General features: G+C 70.7%; 25 protein-coding genes. 11 read left to right on the forward strand and 14 right to left on the reverse strand.

From position 1 onward, the window contains the following. Positions 1-4: 4 nt before the first annotated feature. Positions 5-190 (reverse strand): hypothetical protein, encoded by a 186-nt coding sequence (locus tag AB0J80_RS18900; RefSeq protein ID WP_364706231.1) that lies wholly within the window; start codon positions 188-190, stop codon positions 5-7. A gap of 8 nt (positions 191-198) precedes the next feature. Next, positions 199-399 carry a hypothetical protein gene (locus AB0J80_RS18905; RefSeq protein WP_364706234.1) on the reverse strand — a complete coding sequence of 67 codons (201 nt, stop codon included), beginning with the start codon at positions 397-399 and terminating at the stop codon, positions 199-201. A 277-nt stretch (positions 400-676) separates the two neighbouring features. Here AB0J80_RS18905 and AB0J80_RS18910 point away from each other — a divergent pair, with 277 nt between their 5' ends. Both AB0J80_RS18910 and AB0J80_RS18915 read left to right on the forward strand, forming a co-directional pair. Further along, positions 677-880 (forward strand): hypothetical protein, encoded by a 204-nt coding sequence (locus AB0J80_RS18910; RefSeq protein WP_364706236.1) that lies wholly within the window; start codon positions 677-679, stop codon positions 878-880. A 47-nt stretch (positions 881-927) separates the two neighbouring features. Further along, the gene (locus AB0J80_RS18915; RefSeq protein WP_364706239.1) at positions 928-1,860 is read left to right on the forward strand and encodes an ANTAR domain-containing protein; all 933 of its coding nucleotides are present in this window, start codon (positions 928-930) and stop codon (positions 1,858-1,860) included. Between the two features lie 10 nt (positions 1,861-1,870). On the opposite strand, the gene AB0J80_RS18920 is transcribed toward AB0J80_RS18915, so the two are convergent. The 5 genes from AB0J80_RS18920 to AB0J80_RS18940 all read right to left on the reverse strand — a co-directional run bounded on the left by AB0J80_RS18920 (position 1,871) and on the right by AB0J80_RS18940 (position 5,726). Further along, on the reverse strand, positions 1,871-2,173 hold the full coding sequence (locus AB0J80_RS18920; protein ID WP_364706240.1) for an antibiotic biosynthesis monooxygenase: 303 nt from the start codon (positions 2,171-2,173) through the stop codon (positions 1,871-1,873). A gap of 51 nt (positions 2,174-2,224) precedes the next feature. Continuing rightward, the gene (locus AB0J80_RS18925) at positions 2,225-3,859 is read right to left on the reverse strand and encodes an MDR family MFS transporter (RefSeq protein ID WP_364706243.1); all 1,635 of its coding nucleotides are present in this window, start codon (positions 3,857-3,859) and stop codon (positions 2,225-2,227) included. Next, positions 3,856-4,332 carry a MarR family transcriptional regulator gene (locus tag AB0J80_RS18930; RefSeq protein WP_364706246.1) on the reverse strand — a complete coding sequence of 159 codons (477 nt, stop codon included), beginning with the start codon at positions 4,330-4,332 and terminating at the stop codon, positions 3,856-3,858. Before AB0J80_RS18930 ends, AB0J80_RS18925 begins: the two co-directional genes overlap by 4 nt. A 29-nt stretch (positions 4,333-4,361) precedes the next feature. Continuing rightward, positions 4,362-5,000, reverse strand: coding sequence for a 50S ribosomal protein L11 methyltransferase (locus AB0J80_RS18935; RefSeq protein WP_364706247.1), 639 nt, complete (start codon positions 4,998-5,000; stop codon positions 4,362-4,364). A gap of 69 nt (positions 5,001-5,069) precedes the next feature. After that, entirely contained in the window at positions 5,070-5,726 is a 657-nt protein-coding gene (locus tag AB0J80_RS18940; protein WP_364706249.1) for a hypothetical protein, read from the reverse strand. Between the two features lie 240 nt (positions 5,727-5,966). On the opposite strand from AB0J80_RS18940, the gene AB0J80_RS18945 reads away from it, so the two are divergent. After that, complete coding sequence (locus tag AB0J80_RS18945; protein WP_364706251.1) at positions 5,967-6,629, forward strand: response regulator transcription factor; 663 nt, start codon at positions 5,967-5,969, stop codon at positions 6,627-6,629. A gap of 126 nt (positions 6,630-6,755) precedes the next feature. Further along, positions 6,756-8,321, forward strand: a complete 1,566-nt coding sequence (locus tag AB0J80_RS18950) for a hypothetical protein (protein ID WP_364706254.1) — start codon at positions 6,756-6,758, stop codon at positions 8,319-8,321. 19 nt (positions 8,322-8,340) lie between these two features. Here the strand turns inward: AB0J80_RS18950 and serA are convergent, their stop codons facing one another. The 5 genes from serA to AB0J80_RS18975 form a co-directional block, all read right to left on the reverse strand. Continuing rightward, on the reverse strand, positions 8,341-9,555 hold the full coding sequence (serA, locus tag AB0J80_RS18955; RefSeq protein WP_364706320.1) for a phosphoglycerate dehydrogenase: 1,215 nt from the start codon (positions 9,553-9,555) through the stop codon (positions 8,341-8,343). 140 nt (positions 9,556-9,695) lie between these two features. Beyond that, positions 9,696-10,613 (reverse strand): phosphotransferase, encoded by a 918-nt coding sequence (locus AB0J80_RS18960; RefSeq protein ID WP_364706256.1) that lies wholly within the window; start codon positions 10,611-10,613, stop codon positions 9,696-9,698. Positions 10,614-10,667: 54 nt separating this feature from the next. After that, the gene (locus tag AB0J80_RS18965; protein WP_364706259.1) at positions 10,668-11,702 is read right to left on the reverse strand and encodes a hypothetical protein; all 1,035 of its coding nucleotides are present in this window, start codon (positions 11,700-11,702) and stop codon (positions 10,668-10,670) included. After that, the gene (locus AB0J80_RS18970) at positions 11,699-12,040 is read right to left on the reverse strand and encodes a PadR family transcriptional regulator (protein WP_364706262.1); all 342 of its coding nucleotides are present in this window, start codon (positions 12,038-12,040) and stop codon (positions 11,699-11,701) included. The genes AB0J80_RS18965 and AB0J80_RS18970 overlap by 4 nt, the downstream gene beginning before the upstream one ends. A 56-nt stretch (positions 12,041-12,096) precedes the next feature. After that, positions 12,097-12,531, reverse strand: coding sequence for a MarR family transcriptional regulator (locus tag AB0J80_RS18975; RefSeq protein WP_364706264.1), 435 nt, complete (start codon positions 12,529-12,531; stop codon positions 12,097-12,099). A 64-nt stretch (positions 12,532-12,595) separates the two neighbouring features. On the opposite strand from AB0J80_RS18975, the gene AB0J80_RS18980 reads away from it, so the two are divergent. The 5 genes from AB0J80_RS18980 to AB0J80_RS19000 all read left to right on the forward strand — a co-directional run bounded on the left by AB0J80_RS18980 (position 12,596) and on the right by AB0J80_RS19000 (position 17,754). Continuing rightward, positions 12,596-13,819, forward strand: a complete 1,224-nt coding sequence (locus AB0J80_RS18980; RefSeq protein WP_364706267.1) for an FAD-dependent monooxygenase — start codon at positions 12,596-12,598, stop codon at positions 13,817-13,819. A 226-nt stretch (positions 13,820-14,045) separates the two neighbouring features. Continuing rightward, positions 14,046-15,050 carry a hypothetical protein gene (locus AB0J80_RS18985; protein WP_364706270.1) on the forward strand — a complete coding sequence of 335 codons (1,005 nt, stop codon included), beginning with the start codon at positions 14,046-14,048 and terminating at the stop codon, positions 15,048-15,050. Between the two features lie 50 nt (positions 15,051-15,100). Then, entirely contained in the window at positions 15,101-15,808 is a 708-nt protein-coding gene (locus AB0J80_RS18990) for a 2OG-Fe dioxygenase family protein (RefSeq protein WP_364706272.1), read from the forward strand. Beyond that, a complete protein-coding gene (locus AB0J80_RS18995) occupies positions 15,790-16,227 on the forward strand; it encodes an SRPBCC family protein (RefSeq protein WP_364706275.1) in 438 nt (145 codons plus the stop codon). Before AB0J80_RS18990 ends, AB0J80_RS18995 begins: the two co-directional genes overlap by 19 nt. Before the next feature lie 36 nt (positions 16,228-16,263). Then, positions 16,264-17,754, forward strand: coding sequence for a LamG domain-containing protein (locus tag AB0J80_RS19000; RefSeq protein WP_364706278.1), 1,491 nt, complete (start codon positions 16,264-16,266; stop codon positions 17,752-17,754). Here AB0J80_RS19000 and AB0J80_RS19005 read toward each other — a convergent pair whose 3' ends face one another. Further along, complete coding sequence (locus AB0J80_RS19005; protein ID WP_364706280.1) at positions 17,755-18,555, reverse strand: DUF4352 domain-containing protein; 801 nt, start codon at positions 18,553-18,555, stop codon at positions 17,755-17,757. After that, entirely contained in the window at positions 18,552-19,634 is a 1,083-nt protein-coding gene (locus tag AB0J80_RS19010; protein ID WP_364706283.1) for an SPFH domain-containing protein, read from the reverse strand. Before AB0J80_RS19010 ends, AB0J80_RS19005 begins: the two co-directional genes overlap by 4 nt. A gap of 199 nt (positions 19,635-19,833) precedes the next feature. Between AB0J80_RS19010 and AB0J80_RS19015 the strand changes: the two genes are divergently transcribed. Both AB0J80_RS19015 and AB0J80_RS19020 read left to right on the forward strand, forming a co-directional pair. Then, complete coding sequence (locus tag AB0J80_RS19015; protein ID WP_364706285.1) at positions 19,834-21,426, forward strand: GGDEF domain-containing protein; 1,593 nt, start codon at positions 19,834-19,836, stop codon at positions 21,424-21,426. A gap of 307 nt (positions 21,427-21,733) precedes the next feature. Then, positions 21,734-23,101, forward strand: a complete 1,368-nt coding sequence (locus AB0J80_RS19020; RefSeq protein WP_364706288.1) for a diguanylate cyclase — start codon at positions 21,734-21,736, stop codon at positions 23,099-23,101. Positions 23,102-23,420: the final 319 nt, after the last annotated feature.

Genomic DNA, 23,420 nt, shown 5'->3' on the forward strand with positions numbered 1-23,420 from the left:
TCCCTCAGGGCGGGCCGTCGCCGTCCATGCCGGACCAGCCGCGGGGGCTCTCCGTCTCACCCGAGTCCTCGTCGTCGATGATCGCGGGCTCCACGGCGGTGTCGTTGTGCTCGCCGGCGAAGTCGCTGTCCCCGTCGGGGGTGCCGTCGGAGTCACCGAAGGCCGGCAGGCGTTCGTTCTGCTGGGTCATGTCGCTCCTCAGGCGTCCAGGGTTCGCAGGGCCTCGGCGGCTTCGTCCTGGGCGTACTCGCCCTCGGGCAGCGCGTCGATGCGGGTGAGGGCCGCCGCGGGCAGGTCCGCCGCGATCGCGCCCCGCTGCAGATCGGCGCTGCTCAGGCGTTCCTGCCCGGAGTAGGCCTCGTCGAGGTATTCGTCGAGTACGCGCAGGTCATCGCTCACAGCTCCGGACTACCCGGCGGACGCCCGCACAATCATGTGGTCCAGGTCACAATTGCTTCTGGAATGGGGTCGGACTGCCGACCGTTGAGCACAGATGTCGGTGTGCCCAGTGTCCCCGGGCCTCACCCATTGCCTTCGCGGACTACCGTTCGGCTGGAGCCGCGTTGAGCCTTTCGCCGCGAGGCGACCTGCACACCGGCACCTTAACGTCGCTCCCGGCCCCGGCCGGGAGCGACGTTTGTTTTCGGCCCTCATGATCGCGGGTATCCCGGCGGACATGAGTGATGATCGCGTGGAGCGCCGGGCGGCCGACCTGCTGCCGGAGGAACGCAGCGCCGGGAGCGCCGACCCGCAGAGCCAGGCCGAGGCGATCCTGGCCGAGTCCGACGAGCGCGAGGAGCTTCCGGGCGCCGCGCCGAGCACATTCCTGGAACATCGCACGTCGGACCAGACGGTTACGCCCGCCGACGGCACCCGTTAGAGGACACCACTTTCGTGTTCACGGATCCGCATGGCAATATCGGGCAAATGTCTGCCCCGCAACGGAGCACCGGACGGCGCCTCGCGGCGCGTCGCCGCGCGACCTCCACGGACGCGTCCGATCCTCGCCGGCTCGACACCCAGGTGCGGAGCACCCCGGAGGCCACCATCTCGATCGAGCCGGTGGCCGGCGCCGACGACGTCACCCCTCGCCGCCGCCGGCGCCGGGGCCTGCGGGGAAGCGCCAAGACCCGTCGGCCGGTGTCGGGCAAGACCTCCCGCGGCCGGGGCGCCGAGCCGGCGGCACCGCATCCCGTCGAGATGGCGGGGCTGCTGCACGAGCTCTCCGTACGGCTGCTCGGCGCCGACGACGTCCCCCAGGCCCTGGACCGGCTGGCCGCCTTCGTGGCCGCCGCCCTGCCCGCAACGGTGCGCTGCTCCGTCGCCCTGATCGGCGAGGGCGGCCCGCCCACGCTGGCCGCCTCCGGCCCGCAGGGGCTGAACGTCGACGACCTCCAGTACGCGACGGGCGACGGACCGGCCCTCGAGGCCGCCCGGACCCGTACCGTCGTCACCGTCCACGACCTGGCCGCGGACGCCCGCTGGCCGGAGCTCGCCGGGCAGGCCCGCGCCGAGGGCGTGCACGGCGTCGCTTCGGTGCCGCTCGACATCCCGCGCTCGGCGGTCGGCTCGGTCACCTTCTTCACCGGGCGGCCCGGCGGCGTCGACGCGGAGGCCCTGCTGACCGCGATGGCGGTGGTCAACCAGGCCGAGGTGCTCGTCGGCGAGGTGCATCGGCGGGAGGCCCTGCGCGAGGGCACCACCGTCGACCGGGCCGCCGGCGTGATCATCGCGCAGCGCGGCTGCGGTGTGCGGGAGGCCTACGACGTGCTCCGGGACACCGCGCAGCGGCTCGGCCTGCCCCGCGAGGAGGTCGCCGAGCGCCTGATCGCCGCGGCGGCCCGCAACGCCGACGGCTGACGGGCGTCCCCTACTTCGAGACCTGCTGGACGACCTCGAACTCGAGCAGGGCGGCGCCGGAGGCGACCGGGCGGGCGCGCTCGCCGGCGTGGGCGGCTCGGCCCATGCCCGACGACCAGGCCTGGAAGTCCTCCTCCGTCTCCCAGCGGGTGTAGACGAAGTAGCGGGTCTCACCCTTGACCGGCCGGAGCAGCTCGAAGCCGAGGAAGCCCTTGGCGTTCTCCACCGCGCCCTGCCGGGCGGCGAAGCGCTTCTCCAGCTCGGGGCCCGCGCCCTCGGGGACGTCGATCGCGTTGATCTTCACTACTGGCATACGACACAGGGTACGAGCGCGTGCTGCGCCCGTACCCTGTGCGGTCTTTCGTCAGTGCGCTCCGGCAGGGCCGGCGGCTGCGGAGGCGGCCGCGGCGTCCTCAGCGCGTTGCTGTTGCGCCGAGCGCTGGGAGAGCGGGATCTCCGGCAGGAAGAAGACCACCACGAGGCCGACCAGCATGACGGCGAGCGCCATCAGGTAGACGACGTGGATGCCGTCGGCGAAGCCGACCTTGAAGGCGTGCCCGAGCGCCGGCGGCAACTTGGCGATGAAGGAGGTGTCACTGAGGTCGCCGCCGCCACCGCGGGTGGGGAACCCGGCGTCGGCGAGCTTGCCCGGCAGCACGTTGAAGAGCACGGACAGGAAGATCGCCGTGCCCAGGGTGCCGCCCATCGAGCGGAAGAACGTCACCGAGCTGGTGGCCACCCCGATCTCGCGCGGCGACACCGCGTTCTGCACCGCCGTGATCATCGGCTGCATGTTGCCGCCCAGGCCGAGACCCATCAGCACCATGATCAGCATGGTCTTCCACAGCGGGGTGTCGGCGCCGATGAGCGCGAACAGCGCGAGGGCCGCCGCCATGAGGATGCTGCCGATGATCGGGAAGATCCGGTAGCGGCCGGTGCGGGCGATGAGCTGGCCCGAGGTGATCGACCCGGCCATGATGCCGATCACGAAGGGGATCATCTGCAGGCCGGCGAGCGTGGGGGAGCTGCCCTTGACGATCTGCAGGTACAGCGGGACGGTCATCAGGCCGCCGAACATCGCCATGCCCACGATCGTGCTGGAGGACGCGCCGACGGCGACCGTACGGTTGCTGAACAGCCGCAGCGGCAGCAGCGCCTCGTCCTTGTACGCCCGCTCGGCGAGCACGAACGCGACCAGGCCCACCGCGCCGACCACGTAGCAGGCGATGGCCCGGCCGGAGCCCCAGCCCCAGTCGCGGCCCTGCTCGGCGACGGTCAGCAGCGGCACGAGGCCGATGATGAGCGCGAGCGCGCCGGGCCAGTCGATGCGGTGGTCGGTGCGGTGGTGCGGCAGGTGCAGCACGCGGGCGACCACGACCATGGCCGCGATGCCGATCGGCACGTTGAGGTAGAAGACCCAGCGCCAGCCGTCGACCCAGAGGATCTTGTCGGCGCCGGCGAAGAAGCCGCCGAGGATCGGGCCGATGACGCTGGCGGTGCCGAAGACCGCCAGGAAGAAGCCCTGGTACCGGGCGCGCTCGCGGGGCGGGACGATGTCACCGATGATCGCCAGGGCCAGCGACATGAGGCCGCCGGCGCCGACGCCCTGGATCGCCCGGAAGGCCGCCAGCTCGTACATGTTCTGCGAGAGCCCGCAGAGCATGGAGCCGACGATGAAGATGCCGATCGCGAAGAGGAAGAACGGCCGGCGTCCGTAGATGTCGGAGAGCTTGCCGTAGAGCGGGGTGGAGATCGTCGACGTGATGAGGAATGCCGTCGTCGCCCACGCCTGCAGGTTGAAGCCGTTGAGGTCGTCCGCGATGGTACGGGTCGCCGTCGCCATGATGGTCTGGTCCAGCGCGGCCAGGAACATGCCCATCATCAGGCCGGCCAGAATCGTGATGATCTGCCGATGGGTGAAGTCCGCTGAGGGCGGCGCGCCCTTCGCGGCAGGCCCCGGCCCGGCCGCCTCCGCTGCGGTGGTGCTCGAGTTGCTCACGCGTTCTCCCGTGCTGATACGGCTGGGTCGCGGCGCAGGAGCGCCTCGACGGAGCTGTTGAATTGTTCGAAGAGGTCGACGAACGCGTGGACGCGCTCGGCCGGCCAGTCGCCCAGCGCCTCGCTGAGCAGTGCGTGTCGTGCCTGGTGCAGCCGGGCGCAGGCGTCTCGCCCGGCGTCGGTGACGGCCAGCCGGGACGCGCGGCCGTCGGCCGGGTCGGACTCCCGGCGGGCGAGGCCCGCCTTCACCAGCTGAGCCGCCTGCCGGCTGACCGTGGACGCGTCGGCGCCCTTGACCTCGGCCAGGTCGGTGACCCGCATCGGACCGAGGTGACGCAGCGGGAACAGCAGCATCAGCGCCGAGAACTCCGCACCGAGGTCTCCGGTGTTGAGAATGCCCTTGGCGCGCGGGCCGAGGCGGAAGAACCGGATGAGTTCGTCGGCCAGCCGCCCGGTCGCGTCCGCGGTCTCCATGCACGCACCTTCCGTCGTATGCGTGCACTCTACAACTTGTTGTTTGATGAAAGCATTGTGTTCCGCATCTCCCACACCCCCGTGACCAGCGTCTCCGCCTCCTCCAGCGCCGCCGGGACCGGCACGCTGTACTCCGCCTTGCGGACAAAGAGCCGATTCGGGAAATACCCGCGTCCAGGGTCGCCAACCAGGATCAGGGCACCCGAGGCGGCGGACCGGCGTAACGCGGCGCTCATGTGCTCGGCCACGCTGCCGGTGTAGAAGACGTCGCCGGCCAGGATCACGTCGGCCGGTCCGGCTTCGGTGACGTCCGCGGCCCGTACCTGGACCGGCACGTCGTTGGCGGCGGCATTGCGCTGGGCCGCCTCGACCGCCGCGGGGTCGAGATCCACCGCCCGGACGCTCGCCGCTCCCGCGCGGGCCGCCGCGATCGCCGCGACCCCCGACCCGCAGGCGACGTCCAGCACGTGCCGGCCCGCCACCGTCTCCGGATGATCCAGCACATAACGGGCGAGGGCCTGCCCGCCGGCCCAGACGAAGGCCCAGAACGGCGGTGGGACGTCGCTGCGGAACTCGCCGCCTGCCGTGTCGAAGAGCCCGGTGTCGCTGCCGGCCAGGTGCAGGGAGATCTCCGGAGCCAGCGGTACGGGTAGAAGCTCGGTGCGCACCCGGCGATTGTCCGGGCGTACCGGGGGGCGTGCGCGGTATTTAACCGCGTGGTGGGCGAGGGCCGGGGCTTATGCGGCGAATGCGGCCGTTCCGTGGGCGGGCTCGTGATGGGCCTCACCGGCCGCGCGCGCCGCGTCGGCCAGGGCGCGGCCCATCGGGCACTGCGGGTCGAGCTCCAGCACCTGCTCCGCGAGGCACCGCGCCGTCCGCAAGTCACCGGCCGTGAGCGCGCGGCGACCGGCGTCCAGCACCGCCTCCACCAAGCGGCGGCGGTAGCGCTCGCGCACCTCGGCCGCCCAGCGCGGCAGCTCGACGTCCTCCAGCAACGGGCGGGCGGCCAGGTGGCCGGCGGCCGTCAGGGGGCGCAAGGCCCGGCTAGCCGTACGGCCCGACGCCGCGGCCACCAGCTCGTCGAAGCGGGCCACGTCGACGCGTACCCGGTCGGCCACCAGCGCGTAGCCGCCGGGGGTCGCGGTGATCACCGAGTCGCCGGCGTCGCCGCCCGGGTCCAGCCGATGGCGCAAAAGGGACAGATGACCCTCCACCTTGTCCTCATGGCCCGGGCCGCCCCACAGCAGCTCGGTCAGCTCGCTCGTGCGCATCTCGCCGTGCAGTGCGAGCAACGCCAGGATCTGCCGCGGCTCCGCGCCGCCCAGATCGGAGCCGGAAAGCCGCACGCCGCGCGTGCGAACCTCGAGACGACCGAAGAGCTGGATTTCGTACATGGCGTACAACCCTGAAGGGGGGACGGTCGCGCGACAAGCCCCCGCCGCGGTGAACGGAACCCCGAAAGCAAGGGGTAGGTTCCACCGAAGATACGAGTTATGGCGGCCGCTCGGTCTCATCCGCACGGCAGGCGGCCACTGCGATCGGTTTGGCTCGGATGGGCTGTCAGACTGTTGGTACGCCTTGGCTTGGCGCGGGGGACACATAGACTTCCAGCGCTGGCGGATCAGGAGGCGTGAATGGTGAGCGAGGCGATCACGGTGCTCGTGGTGGACGGGCACCAGACGTTCGCCGAGTTGCTCGGTGTGGCGCTGGCCGGGCAGCCCGAGCTGCATTACGTGGGACATGCGCGAACGGGTGAGCAGGCCATCCGGATGGTGCAAGAGGTACGCCCGGATGTCGTTCTCCTCGATCCGGACCTTCCGGACGCCGACGGCATCGCCATCGCGGAGCTGCTGCGACACCGTCAGCCCGACACGCGGTTCGTCATACTGACCGCGAACAACGAGTCCGCTCTGGTCGGTCGTGCGACCGCCGCGGGAGCGTCGGGCTTCCTGTCGAAGAACGGCCCGCTCGGTGACGTGATGAACGCGATCCGCACCGCCCACGGGGGCGGCATGACGGTGTCGACGGACATTCTCGCCCGTCTGCTGCGCAGCACCGCGCCCGTCGTGGGACCGCGTGCCGGTGGGCTCACCGCGCGTGAGCACGAGGTGCTGGTCCTGATGGGCTCCGGCCTCGACCCGCGCGCCATCGCCCGCCGGCTCGGTATCAGCGTGCACACGTGCCGTGGCTATGTGAAGGCGGTGCTCGGCAAGCTCGGCGCGCACAGCCAGCTGGAGGCCGTCGCCGTGGCCACCCGCAGGGGCCTGCTGCGCCCGGACGGACATAACGCAGAGTAATTCACGGTTGCACTCATCCGCTAAGCCGCGGGATCCGTACCACTCGCCGGAGCGCCTTGTACAGGGATGGCGCTGGTGTGGGGCGGGAGGCTTCGCGTGGAACGACCGGTCGTAGATTCGTCCGATGTGTCCGTGGCGCTGGCGGATCTACCGTCGAACTCCGGTGCCGGCTGGGCCAACCGGGACAAGGACTCGCTCTACCGCCGCCCCTCCGCGCCGAACCCGCTCCGTGACGAGGTAGAGGACACCATGGCCGACTCCGGGAGCTGGAACGCGTTCGCCGCAACATCCGAGGGCAGGCGGCAACCTGCGCCCGAACCCGAGTTCGGACCCGCACCGCCGGCCACGTCCGGGCGCACGTCGTTCGGTGTGAGCGCCGGTCCGATCAGCGGCAACTGGCGCGACGGGCGGCCCACGTCGCCCGCGCCCGCGACGCCCGACATGCCGCTTCCGATGCGATCTGCCCGTGATGCCGCTTCGACCGTGCCGCCCGGGGAGACCACCGTGCCGCCCGGCCGGAAGACCACCGGGCCGTCCGCCCGGGAGAACACCGTGCCGCCCGGCTGGGAGACCACCGTGCCGCCTGGTCGGGACAGCGCCGTGGCGCCCGGCTGGGACGGCGCCGTGCCGCCCGGCTGGAGCGCCACCGAGCCGGTCCAGGCGGAACGACCGTCCGATGCGGACGCCTGGTTCGGCCAGAAGCGACCGCCGGCGTCGATCACCGCGGAGTCCGTGCTCGACCGCTCCCGGCGGCCGCTGCCCTCGCCGTCCCGGGAACCGGCGCCCGGCCCCGCCCGTCGACCGCTGTCCCACGTCGCCGGCGGGGCGGACGACGGCATCGGCGACATCCTGAACGGGCCGGGTCACGAGATCCGCCAGCACCGGGCACCCCGGCACCCCGCCGCGCCGGTCTCCCCGGCCGGGATGCCGGCCGAGCCACGCCGCGGCCGCGGTGTCATGGTCGCCGGTGCGGTGCTCACCGTCGCGGTGCTGATGGGCGCCACGGTCGCGGGCGTGACGTACTTCTCCGGCCCGGACAAGGACCTCACGTCCGTCCTGGAGCTCGGTGCCGGACGCGGCGACAAGCGCACCGTGTCCGCGCCGCTGGACGGGCGTACGGCGGCCGCCTTCGAGCTGGTGAGCGCGGTGACCCGGGTGACCGTCCGCAGCGAGGACCTCGGCAACGACCTGTACCGGATGACCACCGGCCCCGGCTCCGGCGTGCTGCCCGAGCCGGCCGTGACCCAGGACAGCGTGCGGCTGCAGCTCACCCCGGGTGGCGACGGGGACACCGGCGAGGTCGAGGTCGTACTCTCCGCCGAGGTGACCTGGACGCTGCGTTTCTCCGGTGCCGCCGACGAGCAGATCCTCAACCTGCAGGGCGGCAAGGTCGCCGGCATCGACGTGGCGGGTGGTGCCCGGCGTACGGCGATCCAGCTGCCCGAGGCGGCGGGCACCGTACCGCTGAAGGTCACCGGCGCGGTCGACGAGCTCGCCATGACCTCACCGGCCGGCAACCCGGTCCGGGTGCAGCTGAAGGGCGGCGCCAAGACTGTCGCGGCGGGCACGAGGACGCTGCGCGACGTGCCGCCGGGCTCGACCGTGACCCCGAAGGACTGGGCCACCAACGACCGCTACGACGTCGAGGCCGAGGCCCGGGTGACCCTCCTGTCGATCGACACCGCCAAGTAGGTCACCCGGGCCGGGTCCTTCAGGACAGGACGCGGAGCCGGACCGTCTGGCTCATCGCGCGCAGCTGGTCGAGCACGTCCTCGCTGTAGCTGCCGCTGATGTCCGTGATCAGGTAGCCGTAGTCGCCGCGGGTGCTGAGCAGCTGCCCCTCGACGTTGACGCTGTGCTCGGCCAGGATGCTGTTCACCTGTGCCAGGACGCCCGGCATGTTCTGGTGCACGTGGATGATGCGGCTCATGCCGGTCTGGGCGGGCAGGGCGACGCTGGGCAGGTTCACGCTCAGCGTGGTGTTGCCCTCCTGCACGAAGTGCGCCAGCTTGTTGGCCACGAAGTCACCGATGTCCGACTGCGCCTCCTCGGTGGAGCCGCCGATGTGCGGGGTCAGGATGACGTTGGGCAGCCCGCGCAGCTCGGACACGAACTCGTCGCCGCGGCCCTTCGGCTCCTTGGGGAAGACGTCGACGGCGGCGCCGGTCAGGTGCCCGCTGGTCAGCGCCTCGCGCAGGGCGACGTGGTCGACCACGATGCCGCGCGACAGGTTGAGGAAGATGGAGCCGGGGCGCATCCTGGCGAACTGCTCGGCGCCGAAGAAGCCCGAGTTGCCGGGGCGGCCGTCGACGTGCAGGGTCACCACGTCCACGGACTCCAGCAGCTCGTCGAGCGAGCTGCACCGCTGGGCGTTGCCGAGCGCGAGCTTGTCGGCGGTGTCGTAGAAGGACACGTGCATGCCGAGGTTCTCCGCGAGCACCGACAGCTGGGTGCCGATGTTGCCGTACCCGACGATGCCGAGCCGCCGGCCCCGGACCTCGTGGCTGCCGTTGGCCGCCTTGTCCCAGACGCCCTTGTGCATCAGCTCGTTCTTCTCGGTGAGCCGGCGGGTCATCGCGATGATCTCGGCGAGGGCAAGCTCGACCACCGAGCGGGTGTTCGAGAACGGGGCGTTGAAGACGGCGATGCCGGCCTGCGAGGCGGCGGCGAGGTCGATCTGGTCCGTGCCGATGCAGAACGCGCCGATCGCGACGAGGCTGTCGGCCGCCTCCAGCACCTTGGCGGTGACGCGCGTCTTGGACCGGATGCCGAGCAGGTGCACGCCCGGGATGCGCTCGAGGAGCTCGACCTCGTCGAGGGCGTTGCGGACGGACTCGACCTGGTAACCCTCTGCCTCGAGCCGGGACACCGCGTCGGGGTGGATGCTCTCGAGCAGCAGAACTCGTACCTTGGCTTGGTCGATCATCACTTTCCGTTTCCTTGAGGAATCGAATCGTCCGGGCCGCCACGCCGAAGCCCAGCTCACAGGCGTCCCAGCCTAATGCCCCGGATTGCCCGTACCCCGCGGGTGTGCCGGAGGTCCCACTTGCCGGTCAGGCCGTGACCTCACCAGGGGATACGTTCCCGCAGCCAGGGCAGCAGGGCGTCGGCGTGGGCCCGCTGGAAGGCCCGGACGTGCGGGATCCCGGGCGACGGATGCCGCGAGCGTTGCATCAGATATCCGACGAAACCCGCGCACACGTCGGCGGCGTGGCCGGGATCGATGCCGGCGAGGAGCCGGTCGCCGTCGCCGCCGTGCACGATCACGTTCATCGCCAGCAGGACCGTGTCCAGCCACGGTGGTCCGGCACAGGCCCACGGCCAGTCGACCACGGCGATCGAGCCGTCTGCGCGTACCAGAAGGTTGTCGGCCCGGATGTCGCAGTGCGCGAGCGTCGCGCCGGACCGCAGGGTCTCGAGGCCGCGGTCCGCGGCCGCGCGCAGCTCGTCCAGGTGGGCGGCGGCCCATGGGTCCAGGCCCGGCACCGGGTCGGCCTGCAGGGCGGCCCACCCGGCGAACTGCTCCGCGAGCCGCCGGCCCGCCTGCGGCACACCGTCGATCGGCGCCGGCGTGAGGAGGTGGGCCAGGTCGCGCAGCGCGGTCACGGTCGCGTCGATCTCGTCCTCGACCCAAGGGGTACGGGGATGACGGCCGTCGACGTCCTCCAGGACGAGCACGATCCACTCGCCGTCGTCGAAGCTGCCGAGGAGCCGGGGCACGGGCGCCGCATCGGGCAGCTGACCGGTCACGTGAGCCTCGCGGCGGGCCAGCTCCACCGACGTCACGTTGAGGTGCACGCTGACGGCCTTGACGAACGCCCGGTGGCCGCGCTCGGTGACCACGCGGTCGGCGGTTCCAGGGGAGAAGCCGCCACGCTGCGACACCGCGGTGGCGACCCGGTCACCGATCAGGTGCTCGGCCTTCTCGCGTACGGGAGCGGGCAGGTCACGCCAGCCGATGCGGTCTCCTGCGGCTTGGAGCATGCATCGGTCCTACAGGGTGATCCACCGGAGCGGCAAAAATGTCACACTCTCGCGTCACGCGCTCACCAAGGCGTGCGGCGTCCGCCTGCCACCGGGCAGCACGGCGAGTGCCGTCGCCGTCAAGGCCACGAGGACCACCACCACCTGCGCGGGGAAGTAGATCAGTGCGGGCAGGGTGAGGACCAGCTCCGGGATCTGCATGTCCTTCGGCGTGAAACCGTCCAGGCCGATCGCCACGGTGAGCAGGGTGGCCTGGGCTGCGCACATCCCGGCGAGGACGAGCACCGGGATGCCGGTGACCAGCACGAGCGCCTGGCGTCGCCGGCGATGGCGCCGGTACCGCTGCACCAGCCACACGGCGGTCGGCCAGCCGGCGAGCAGGCCGCCGGTCGCCCCCAGCGCCAGGGCGGTCGCCGCCGCGGCGGAGAAGTCCTTGGCCACCGAGACGACCACGGAACCGTCGTCGGCCGACGTCATCGACAGGGTCAGGCCGTCCTTTGTGGCGTCGAGCGACGTGAAGCCGTCCGACTGCGCCCGCACGGGCCCGACGGTCCATCCCGCCGCGGCGAGCCGCTGCTGCCCGTGAGTGACGGTGACCGCGGCGTCGTCCCGGGCGAAGGCGTACGTGATGGCGACCGTGTCGGTGTGGTCGGGCTGCTGGTCGAACGAGACGACGTCGTCTCCGGCGGGCGTGTCCGGGCACATCGCCGGGCAGTGCACGACCGGACCCGGCACGTTGTGCGGTTGCCGTGGCACGGCGACGAGCGCGGCCCCGACGGCACGTGCCTCGTCCGGCGGTCCCGGGTACGGACCGAGCCGCACCCCGAGCGCGGCCCCCATCAGCGCGGCGGCGACCGTGATGAGCACGGCGACGACGCGGTACCCGGATCCGCGAGGCAGTCGGACCCGGGCCACCAGGCCGCCGCGCACCAGATCGGCGACGTCGCCGGCGCCGGGACGCGTACGCCCGGGCGGTGTGTCGTCCAGCAGCGTCGTGAGCAGCTCCAGCCCTCGCTCCTGCCGGTACCAGCGCGGGTACGCCCACATCAGCCGCCGGTAGGTCCGGGCCAGCCGTTCGGTCCCGGTCACCAGCCACCTGCCACGGCCGGCCCGGCGTTGCGGCCGCGCAGCTTCGCCGCGGCGGTCGCTGCGTTGGCCCGCAGCACCTGGATCTCGGCCTCCAGGGCGGCCGCTCCGGCGTCGGTGAGCCGGTAGTAGCGGCGCAGCCGCCCGTCGACGGCCTCCTCCCGGTCGACGGCGAGCAAACCCTCCTCGGTGAGCCGGTCCAGCGCGCCGTAGAGGGTGCCGGGGCGCAGGTGAAGCCGCCCGCCGGAAAGTTCGCGCACCGCGAGCATGACGGCGTAGCCGTGCAACGGCTCACCGGCCAGCGCGGTGACGATGAAGAAGGTGGGTTCGGACAGCCGCATGGCCGCAACGTACCGGCCGGCGGAATACTACGTCAACCGTAGTATCACCGGTCCGGTCAGTCCTGCGCGGCGACGGCGGCCATGAAGTCGGCGATCACGGCCAGTTGGTCGTCGTCGTAGCGGCCGAGCACCGTGCGCATCCGATCGGCTTGGCCCTGGTAGTGCGGTGCCATCAGCTTCGCGATCTGGGCCACCTCGGGCGACACGATGACCTTGCGGCGGTCGTGCGGGTCGCGGTCGCGGCGGACGAAGCCCGCCCGCTCGAGGCGATCCAGGACTCCGGTGACCGTGCCCGTCTTGAGGCCGGTCAGCTCCGCCAGGCGGCCGGGGGTGAGCGGGCCGTGGATGTCCAGCAGCGTCATGAACTGGGCGTCGCTGGGCCCGAGCTTGAGGTGTTCCGCCACCTGGTGACTGAAGAGGACCGCCGACGCTATGACGCGGCGGGTCGATTCGACGATCGCCTGTTCCGCGGCGGAACGCGGGGTGGACACAAGTATCTCGCCTTCACTAGTATCTCGGCTGGCCGAGATAATTGATATGACGGGGGATTTTCTCATGGGCGCGAGGCGCGAAGCACTGATCGTCGGGGGCGGAATCGCCGGGGCCGTGGCCGCGGTGGCCCTGCACAGAGCCGGATTCACGGCCACGGTGCTGGAGGCGTACGGGAAAGAAGCGGACGGCATCGGCGGGGAGCTGATGCTGGCGCCGAACGGCATGGCCGCCCTCGCCACGATCGGCATCGACGGGCCGGTGGCCGCGGTCGGCACGGCCACGCCGCGGATGGTCATGGAGACGGGAGCCGGCCGCAGGCTCGGGGCGTTCGAGGACCTGCCCGGGCTGCCGGCCAGCCGGACGTTCATCCGGGCGAACCTGCACCGCACCCTGCTGGACGTGGCGGTGGGCGAGGGCGTGCAGATCAGGTACGGCAAGCGCCTGACGGGATACACCGACCGCGGCGACTCCGTCGCGGCCACCTTCGCGGACGGCACCACCGCGGAGGGTGACGTGCTCGTCGGGGCGGACGGCATCCGGTCCACCGTGCGCACCCTGCTCGATCCCCATGCCCCGCAACCCCGCTACACAGGACTGATCGGGCTCGGCGGATGGGTGCCCGACGTCGGTCTGCCGAGCACCGAGGGAGCGATGCACCTGGCGTACGGGAAGAAGGCGTTCCTGGGTTATCGCATCGACGACGACGGGACGGCCGGGTGGTTCGCCAACGTGCCCTCGGCCCGGATGATGACGGCTACGCAGGCCCGGGCGATCCCGGACGCCGAATGGCTGCGCCGGCTGCGCGAGCTGTTCGCCGGAGATCGCCTGCCGGCCCTGCGGATCCTGGATCGAGCCGGCTCCGGTCACCTCGTCAACGTCGGCGGTCTGCAGGACATGCCGCCCGTGCCGGTATGGCACCGCGGACCCGTCGCGCTCGTCGGGGACGCCGCCCATGCCACCTCGCCGAGCTCCGGACAGGGGGCGTCGCTGGCCATCGAGAGCGCCGTCGAACTGGCCCGTTGTCTGCGGGACCTTCCCGTGGCGGAGGCGTTCGCGGCGTACGAGACACTGCGCCGGCCGCGGGTCGAGCGGGTGATCGCCCAGACTGCCCGGGTCAACCGGGACAAGGCGCCGGGGCCGGTCGGGCGGCTGCTCCGCGATCTGCTCTTCCCGCTGGCGATGCGGGCGTTCTACGACCCCGAGAAGATGATGGGCTGGATGCACCGGCACGTGATCGAGTGGGACCGGCCGGCCGGGGCCACCGACATTGTCAGGGGCGGCCGATAGCGTCGGACGATGGCAAGGGTGATGGGGGAAGCGGAGTCGCCGCGGCGGCCCGGCCGGGCCGCAAGCGTCGCCGGGGACACGGGCTCGCGGAACGGCATGCGGCGCGGCTGGCCCGGAGCCGGCCGGCCGGCACCCGTTCGGCCCGGATCTCCCGTGTTCCGAATAGGAGCGGTAGGTTGCCCTTCCCTGCCACTGTGGACGGCAGGCGAGTCGCCCGGGAGGTCGGTTGAACGCGCGCAACAACCAGTGGGTCGTCCCCGGTGTGCTGCTGAGTGTCTCGGTCGTCTCCTACCTGCTGCTGTACACCCTGCGCGAGACCGTGAAGCTGCAGACGAACCTGCCTGTCGTCGACCGCATCTGGTCCGACGTCAGCACCACGATCCTGCTGGCCGGCATCGTGCTCGCCACCTGGGAGCGCTCGTCGCGCCGGGACATGGAGCGGTTCGTGCGCCGGCTGTCGGAGGAGCAGCGGGAGATCTCCGAGCGGATGCTCGAGAACGTGCTGGAACGCGGGAGCGTGCGGGCGCTGCTCGCGGAGAAGATCACCGAGCCGGTGTTCCTCTCCATCCAGCGCCAGATCATCGACGTGCCGGTGGTGAACCGCGACTACCGGCTCAGCCTCAAGATCCATCGGCTCGCCGAGGCGCCGGAGTTCGTCAGCATCAAGGTCTTCGAGCGGTACAGGCTGTGCAACACCTCGCCCGAGTCCCGCGTGCTGGACCTGCACTGCATGTCGGACTTCAACTACGAGGACCGGTTCCCCGGGTACGGCCGGCTCACGGAGGTGCGTCTGCAGCCCAGCCGCCAGCGTGACCGCCTGCGCGCCGACGGGGTGGGCTCCGACGACGACCAGACGCTCGACGAGGAGAAGCTCGCGCAGTACGCCGAGCGGCTCGGCAGCGCGATCGAGTACCACATCCCCACGCCGCGGGTGGACCCCGGCGACGAGATCATGATCATGGTGCGGCGGACGAAGATCCAGCGCGCCAACGACGTCAACTTCTGGCGGGCGCTGCAGGCCACCGAGAGCGTGGAGCTCGACATCGAGCACGACGAGGAGCTCGAGGTCTCCGCCTTCCAGGGAGCACCCTGGCGTGCCTTCAGCAAGCAGGTGCACAGCGACCGGACGCAGAGCATCTGGACCATGGCGTACGCGATCCTCCCGCACCAGGGCTTCGACATCTCCTGGCGGGTACGCGAGCCCGGCGAAGAGCCGCCCGAAGCCGTTTGACCTCGGCGGACGCCGTACTATGGGGAAGATCCGCTGTGGAGGCGACGACCGTGATCTCAGCACGTCCATCCATCACCACCGACCTGGCCGAGCGCGGTTACTGCCTCCTGCGGGGGCGCGACCTCCGGCTCGGTCCCGGGCACCCGGCCGCGCTGGCCGAGCTGGCCGCGGCCTGGGACGACCTCCCCGCCGACCCCTACCTGGCCGAGCCGCACCGTTACCGCTTCCGGCGGCATGCGCGCTACCGCTGCGCCGGCGGGGAGATCACGCGCCTGCCCGACGGCCCGTATTACCAGTCGGAGAAGGACAACAGGCTGTTCGGCGGCACCGACCGGACGTTCGCGCCGGTCACTCCCCGTGCCGGTGAGAACCCGTTCCTCCTGGAGCTGTTGCGGTTCAACATCGCCCAGCTGCCGCCGGCGGGGGCGGGGTGGGACGTGAACATCCACCTGGTGCGCATCGTCGGGTCGCGGGACGTGGTCGGGGAGCCGGTGCCCGAGGGCGTGCATCGCGACGGATTCGCGTACGTCTCCATGCATCTGATGAAGCGCGAGAACGTCGTCGGCGGTGAGACGGAGGTGCGCGCGGAGGACGGCACGCACCTGCTGAAGGGTGTGCTGGAGCATCCGCTGGACTCGCTCTACCTCGACGACCGGGCGCTGCTGCACTACACCTCCCCGATCTCGCCGGCGGACGACGAGCCCGCCCACCGAGACATGCTCCTGGTCAGTTACGACCCGTGCCCCGCTTCCAGCTGACGACCGCCGTGCCCACGGCGCCGGAGGAGTTGTTCGACCTCAGCCTGGACGTCGACGCCCACATGGCCTCGATGGCGCAGTCGGGCGAGCGGGTCGTGGGCGGCGTGCGCAGCGGGCCCATGAAGCTCGGGGACGAGGTGACGTGGTCGGCGCGCCACTTCGGGGTGCGGTGGCGGATGACGTCCCGGATCACGGCGTACGAGCGGCCGCTGCGGTTCGTCGACGAGCAGGTGCGAGGACCGTTCCGGCGGTGGTGGCACGAGCACACCTTCCAGTGGGACCCCGAGGCGGAGGTCACGGTGATGCGCGACGTCATCGAGTTCGTAGCTCCGGTCGGGATGGTGAGTCATGCGGTGCTGGGGCCGTACATGGTGAAGTTGATCGAGCGCCGTAACGCCCACCTGGCGGCTGCCCGCTAGACTCCCGCCGTTGCTCAGGAGAATCGGGGGATTCGCATGCGTTTGACTCGACGGCACCTGGTCGGCGGCACGGCCCTGGCCGGCCTCGGCGCCCTGGCCGGTGCCGCGCAGGCACCCGGTGCGGCGCTCGCCGAACCGCTGGACCAGCCCTTCACCCCTCTTACCGCCCCGCACCTGCTGCAGGCTGAGCAGATGGTGCAGTACCAGCGCCTGCTCGCCGCCGGGTACCTGCCCGAGGGCATCGCGGGACACTGGCCGCTCGCCGGCGCCGCCTCGGACCACAGCGGCGCGGGTCGGACGCTGAGCCTGGGGACGACCGCCGGCTGGACCGCCGAGTGGCGCGCCGGTGGCGAGCTGAGCCTCGACGGCACCTCCACCGCGTACGCGAAGACGACCGCGGCAGTGAACACCACCGCGCCGTTCACCGTCTCGGCCTGGGTCCGCCTCGCCGCGCTGGACCGGATGTACACGGCGGTCAGCCAGGACTCGGGCCAGAACAGCCGCTTCCTGCTCCAGTACGATCCCGACCTGGGCTGGGCGTTCAAGGTGCGCGACGCCGCCGGGACGGTGAAGGTGTCGGCCGTCGCGCCCACCGCCGCCGAGGCCGGCAAGTGGGTACACCTGACCGGGGTCAGCGCCAACGGCGTCGTGAAGCTGTATGTGAACGGAGCCCCCGGGCAGCCGGTCCCGACCACCATCTCCTGGGCGGCCACCGGCAGCCTGCACATCGGTCAGGCGATGTGGCAGGGCGCGACGGTCAACTGGTGGCGGGGACAGATCTCCGACGTCCGCGTCTACCAGCGGGCCCTCACCGACGACCAGGTCCTGGTCATCTCCGGCCGCAAGGCTCGCGACAACAACCAGTACGTCCTGCACTCGGCGGCCGAGTTCGCGTGGGGAAACCCGGCCGACCTCGCCGATCCGGCCGGTTGGATCGCCCGGGCGCGGTGCGCGTCGTTCATCACCGGCGTCCTCAAGCACACCTACCCCTGGGCGACCAACGAGTACTTCCGGACCTGGTTCGACGACGACCCGTCACCCGAGGCCGAGGACTACCGCAAGGCCTTCGCCGGGAACCCCGGTCCCCGCATGCGCCGCGTCGAGAAGATCACCGATCTCCTGCCGGGCGACCTGATCGCCATCGACTACTCCACGACCGAGAACGGCACGCCCCAGGACAACACCGGCCACATCGTGATGGTCCGCCAGGTCAAGGCGCCGTACGCCGGGGGCCCGGCAGACCACCCCGGTGTCGCCCAGTACCCGATCGAGATCGTCGACTGCACCGCCGAGGCGCACGGCGAGTACCAGAGGGCCACCTACAAGGACTTCCCGGACACCCGCATGGTCTGGGAGGACGGCGACCCCCAGAAGTCCCTGAACTTCCAGGGCGTCGGCATCGGCCACATGTTCTTCTACGCCGACGCCGCCGGCCGGTTCGCCGGCTACCGGTGGAGCGTCAACAGCGGCGAGTCGAACACGTACGGGGTGGAGACCCGGCCGATCGCCGCAGCGCGCCCGCTGTGATCAGAACTTCACCTTGATCGTGGAGTCGGACAGCATGCCGTCATAGATCTTGAGGTACGCGAGTTTCGTGTCGGCCGGCACGTCATAGACCAGCCGCTGGTCGACGGTCTTCCCCGGATCGATCGGCTGACCGAGGTTGTCGCTCTCCTTGTTGACGTAGCTCTCCGCGAGGGTGTTCCGGTAGAGCACGCGTTCCGTGGGGCTCGTAGCCTCGAGGCCCCACGTCGGATAGCTGTCCGTCTTCGCGCCCACGTTCTTCACGGAGAAGGAGACCACGCAGAACTTGCCCTTGGCCTTCTCCGTCATGGTGTCGTCGAACGAGGTCGCCGGGTCGTCCTTCTTCGTGATCGCCTTCTTGGTGCAGTCGACGCTGCGGACCGTCGCCTCGAACGCCTGAACCTTCGTCGTGGCGCCGACGGCCACCTCCTTCACCTGCTCGGTCGGTACCGCGCCAAGACTCGTGTTCAGCGACGAGGACGACGAGCCGGACCAGAGAACCGGAACCAGAACGGCTCCGGCGGCCACCAGCATGCCGACACCGAGAATCGCCGCCGCCACCTTCTGGCGACGGACGACCTCGGGCGGTTGCGTGAACGCCTTGGTGCTGATGGTGATCTGCGGGATGCTCGCGCCCGGCGCGCCGAAGGGCCAGCCGGTCTGAGCGGCCTGCGAGGCCGGCATGAGGACCTCGCGACGGCAGTACGGGCACCGCATGACGCCCGCCTCGTGGTCGACCTCCATCCCGGCCCCGCAGGACGGGCAGCTGGAGGAGACGGCGGTGGGGTTCCCCGGGCCGGTCATCGGGGCATCGGGGGCGGCGTGTGGGCGAACAGGGGCGCAAGTTCGGGTACGTCGGCGGCCTGGGCCCACTGAGCCATCCCGGCCCGCCACACGAGCGTCTGCCGGGTGACCGCACCGGCGTTCACCTGTCCGGTGAGAGTGCCGACGTCGAACGGTCCCTGCTGTCTGCCGTCCGCACCCACGTACCACTGAGGTGTCACCGGCAACGGCGGCGGCTGCACGGGTTTCTCCTCCATGGCTCCACCGAGTCGCTGACCGAAGAGGAGCCCGGCGCCCAGCCCCGTCCCCAGCCCGGCGGCCCCGGGGTTCCGGGCGGCGTCCTCGATGGCATTGGCGGTCTGGAACGTCGTGTACCGCTGCAGGTCGCCGATGATGCCCATCTGCGTACGCCGGTCGAGCGCCTGCTCCACCTCGGGCGGCACCGAGATGTTCTGCACGATGACGGTCGGGATCCGAAGACCCATCGGAGCGAGCTGCTCGGCGAGCACCTCGGTGAGCTGCGCGCCGATGGCCTCCTGATGGGCCGCCATGTCGAGCAGGGAGACGTGAGCGGTGGCCAGCGCCGAGGTCAGCCTGCTCACGATCAGCTGCTGGAGATATCCGGAGACCTCGTCCGAACGGAAATCCGGGTTCGTGCCCACCAGCTCGGTGAGAAACCGGCGAGCGTCACTGATCCGCAGAGCGTACGCACCGTACGCGCGCAGCCGCACCATGCCGAACTCCGGATCCCGGACGATGACCGGGTTCTGGGTGCCCCACTTCAGGTCCGTGAACTGCCGGGTGTTGACGAAGTACACCTCGGCCTTGAAAGGCGACTCGAACCCGTACTTCCAACCCTTGAGAGTGGACAGTACGGGGAGATTCTGGGTGTGCAGGATGTGCGTGCCGGGGCCGAACGCGTCCGCGATCGTGCCCTCGTTCACGAAAACGGCGACCTGAGACTCCCGGACCACGAGACGGGCGCCCATCTTGATCTCGTTGTGGTACCGCGGAAACCGCCACACGATCGTGTCGCGGCTGTCATCGAGCCACTCGACGATATCGATGAATTCGCCGCGTACCCTATCCAGCATCGCCATACGGACCTACCCGACATCTCTCCGCGGCCGGTGCACGGCCCCCGTCATCCGGCCCGGATGATATCAACCATGATCGACCTGGTCGTACGCACTTATGGGCTGTCCCCGGAAACGCCTCAAGAGGTTCGGCTGGTGGCCGATACAACTCTGGTAGGACTAACGCTGTCAGTGCGGAAGCGCGCGGATGTCGGGAGTGCGGATGGCTGCGGAGGGACGGCTGCCGGTACCGGTTTCGCGGCAGGGCCCGCTGAATCGGCTGGCGCAGCTGGTGGGCGAGCTCCTCTGGGCCGGCCGCCAGGAACAGGCGCTGGCGGCAGCGGACGAGTTCGAGCCACTGGTCCGCGCGTTCGGCGACGACCGTACCCTCGGATTTCTTTTCCAGGGCCGGTTGTTCGCCCATGAGGACCTCGACCACATCGAGGATGCCCTGGCGGCCGGAGAGGTCCTGCTGGCGCTCCGCAAGGCGGCCGGCGACGTCGTGGGCGAGGCCAAGACGCTGGCCGACGTGGCCGGGGTGTACCTGCGAGCCGGCCGGCTCACCGAAGGCATGCGGTACCTCGCCCGCGCCGGGATGCTGCTGGACCACACCACCCGCCGTGCGGGCTACTACGGCGTCGCGCTGGGCACTTACGCCCAGGCAGCCCAGGCCGCCGGCCTGTACGAGGTAGCAGCGGCGGCCTCGGAACGCGAAGCCGAACACTACGCGGTCTACGGCCGCGTTCCCGGCACCTTCTTCGAGCAGATCTACATCACCCTGCTGCTCATCTGGGGTGTGCGCCTCGACCAGCTCGGTCACCTCCACGAGGCCCACAGCCGGCTGCACCGCGCCACCGAGATCGCCACGAACTGGCTGGCCGCCAACGCCGACACAGAACTCACCGACGACGCCCGGGAGATCGTCGCCCTCCGCGCATTGGCCCTCGCCAAACTGGGCCGTACCGACCAGGCGATCGCCGACGCCGAGCCGATCGTGGCCGCACTGCGCTCACGCGTCTTCTGGCTGCCGGCGTGGGCGGCCCACCTCGCGCTGGGGATAGGCCGGCGCGCCAAGGGTGACCTCGCCGCCGCCCGCCGAGAGCTGGTCGCCGCCCGCCAACTCGCCGAGCGATCCCCCGAAGAGTTGCGGATCGCCAAGTACGAGCTTGCCGTCCTGGCCAGTGAGGTACACGGCGCCGAGGCAACCGCCGACCTGATGGAGGCGCTCAGCGAGCACGCGCGGCAACTGTGGCAGCAACGGCTGCACCGCGTCGCCATGCTGCATCAGGCTCGCCAACGTGAGGAACTCGAGGTCGAAGGGATGCGCGCAGCCGCGGCGCTGCTGCGCGACCCGCTCACCGGGCTGGGCAACCGCCGCCAGCACGACCAGCTGTTGCGGGAAATCGACACAGGCGCGGTCACGCTCCCGGTCAGCCTGCTCGTCATCGACGTCGACAAGTTCAAGAGCATCAACGACACTCACTCGCACACCGTCGGCGACGCGGTCCTGTGCGCCCTCGCGAGCGTCTTCCGGGCGCACTGCCGGGTCGGCCAGGACACCGCACTCCGCTACGCCGGCGACGAGTTCACCATCGTCCTGAACGCGAACCTGGAGGCTGCGGTGGAGGTCGCCGAGCGGATCCGCACGGCGGTCGCTCTCACGGACTTCGAACCCATAGCGCCAGGAACTCCTATCAGCATCAGCACCGGCGTGGCGATGCTGCGCCCCGGCATGACCGGTGCCGATCTGTTCCAAGCCGCCGACACCAACCTCTACCAGGCCAAGCGCGGAGGGCGGGACCGGGTCGCGGCCTGAGCGAGGATTCCAGGGTGGCGTAAGTGCCGAAACGACCGGTCGGCTCTCCCGGTGTCGGGTTTCGTGATGTCCCGCGTCGTCCAGCGGGCCGGCGAAGGCCAGACCCTGGTGGGCGGCGCGAGCGGCCCCGGTTCGGTCGGCATGGGCGATGCGTGGATCGTCGAGGACGAGCTGCAGAGGTCGAAGACGGACGTTAACCGCTGCAACCGAAGTGCTCCGTGCTGTTGACTCCATGTCATCCGTCGCTGCTGACCATGGTGCCATGGGGATGCCGATGACATGGCCACGATCAGCGCGTCGGTGGTTGGTGGGACGTGGTGAACAGCCGTTGCGCATGGCCCAGCGGTTCTTCCTGCTGTACGTCCTGCTGCAGGTCTGGGGGCAGTTCCCGCAGGCGATGGACCTGGAGATAGAGGGCTTCCGGCCATTGTCCGCGCTGCTCATCGTGGCTGCGATAGGCGCCCTGCGCATCGTCGAGTACAGGCGTAAAGCGCCGCTGCCGCTGTGGATGGACTCGCTGGAAGGCGTGGCTCTGGTAGGGGTGTCCGTGCTCCTCGGCACCCAGGACTCACTGCAGCCCCTCCTGTTCGCCATGGCGCAGTTCCGCTCGGTGCTGGCGTCTCTGTCGCGCCTGCTGACCATCGTGGCCGTCTTCGTCATGCTGTCGGTGGTGCCCACGGCCGTCGGACTCACCGACTCGCCGGTGGACGGCGGCGCCGTCATCGGCCTGATCGTCTCGCCGATGATGGCGTACACCGTGCGCATCCTGATGCTGCGCGGCCAGCGGGAGCTGGCCCAGCAGCGGATGCTGCTGGAGGAGGTACTGAGCCGTATGCCCAGCGCCATCGTCGTCACCGACACCGACGGCGCGGTCACCTTCGCCAACCCGACCGCTACCAGGATCACCGGTATGAGCGTCGGCTCCGACGCCAGCGGGCTGGACAAGCTGTCCCTGAAGGACCTCAACGGCACGCCGGTGACGCTCGCGGTCGCCACCCGCGGCGGCGACACCCACCTGGAGAACACCGAGCTGGAACTCGTTCGCGACGACGGCGAGCGGCGCCGCGTGGTGGTCGACGTGCAGCCGCTGGCCGAGCAGATCCCGGGCGCCTCCGGGGTGCTCGTCGAAGTGCGCGACATCACCGACCAGCGCCGCTACGAGGAGCACCTGCACCACCTGGCGTCGCACGACACGCTTACTGGTCTGCCCAACCGGCTGATGTATCAGCAGCTTGCCGCCGCCGTCGCGGACAGCGGGGAGCCGTACGCCGTCATGCTGATCGACCTGAACGATTTCAAGGCGGTCAACGACACCCTCGGTCACCACGCCGGCGACGAGCTGCTGCAGGGCGTGGCGCAGCGGCTGCGGCAGCACGCCGACCCGACCGCGACCGTAGCCCGGCTGGGTGGCGACGAGTTCGCCGTGCTGCTGCCAGGCGCGGACGAGACCACCGCAGCGGCCGCGGCGGCCCGGCTCACCGCGGCCTTCAACGCGCCGTTCGGCCTGAGCACCGGACCCCTGCAAAGTCACGGCTCCGTCGGCTACGCCCTGGCCGCACCCGGTGAGTCCGCACGCGATGCGCTCGGCCGCGCCGACATGGCGATGTACGCCCGCAAGCAGGAGTGGCCCTCCAGCCACCGCGCGGCACCGACGCTGTCGCCGGCGATCAACTGACACGCCGCGCCACGACCATCCACTGGACGTCCGACTCGGGGCTATCTGATGCGAGCGTCACAATGAGGCAACGTGTCCGACCGATCGACGGGCGGGACGCCCAGGACGCGAAGCGCCTCGACGCGCTCGGCACCGACCGGGCATCGGGCATGCATCGGGCACGTAAGCGTCGGAAGACGGACCCATGATCGATGATCAAGGCGGTGAGCTGCTGGCGCGCCCGGCAGTGTGCTGGCTCAGGACATAGGAAACCCATGTCTCAGGTCATCGGAAACCGGTGTGTCGAGACATAGGAAACCCTGGATGACGGTGATCGTCG

It is taken from the genome of Actinoplanes sp. NPDC049548, assembly GCF_040676695.1.
Classification (GTDB): domain Bacteria; phylum Actinomycetota; class Actinomycetes; order Mycobacteriales; family Micromonosporaceae; genus Actinoplanes.